We start from the raw sequence: 478 nt of genomic DNA on the forward strand, positions 1-478 counted from the left end.
TAAGCATGAAGCCCCCCTCAAGATGAGATTTCCTTTTAGCTAAAGCTAAGTAAGATCCCTGAAAGATGATCAGGTTGATAGGTCAGAGATGGAAGCATGGTGACATGTGGAGTTGACTGATACTAATAGATCGAGGACTTAACCAAATTCGAAAAGCGTAGGCGACTGTTCAACTTCGACAGACGTTGGAGGGCTGGCACTTCAAATCCTGGTTTTGGGGTTTGTTGGGACGGACCGAAACGGCCGAGAAGTTAGGAGCCGCAGCTAGACAGCGAACTCGTTCTTATCCACTTCTTCTATATTATCTAGTTTTGAGGGAACGAAAAAAATGAAATTCCCCCTTGAAAAAAGCAAAAAAGACATTATAATAAAATAGTGTCGATTAAATAGTCTGGCGGTGATGGCGAGAAGGTCACACCCGTTCCCATACCGAACACGGAAGTTAAGCTTCTCAGCGCCGATGGTAGTTGGGGCCTTG

The 478-nt window shown here is 45.0% G+C and carries 2 rRNA genes; both read left to right on the top strand.

Annotated features, from left to right (window positions below):
- Window positions 1-146: ribosomal RNA gene (locus M3183_RS26705) — 23S ribosomal RNA — on the top strand; the annotation flags it as partial.
- A 244-nt stretch (window positions 147-390) separates the two neighbouring features.
- Window positions 391-478, top strand: a 5S ribosomal RNA gene (gene rrf, locus M3183_RS26710); the annotation flags it as partial.

Source organism: Neobacillus mesonae (genome assembly GCF_023715155.1).
GTDB classification, from domain to species: Bacteria; Bacillota; Bacilli; order Bacillales; family Cytobacillaceae; genus Neobacillus; species Neobacillus mesonae_A.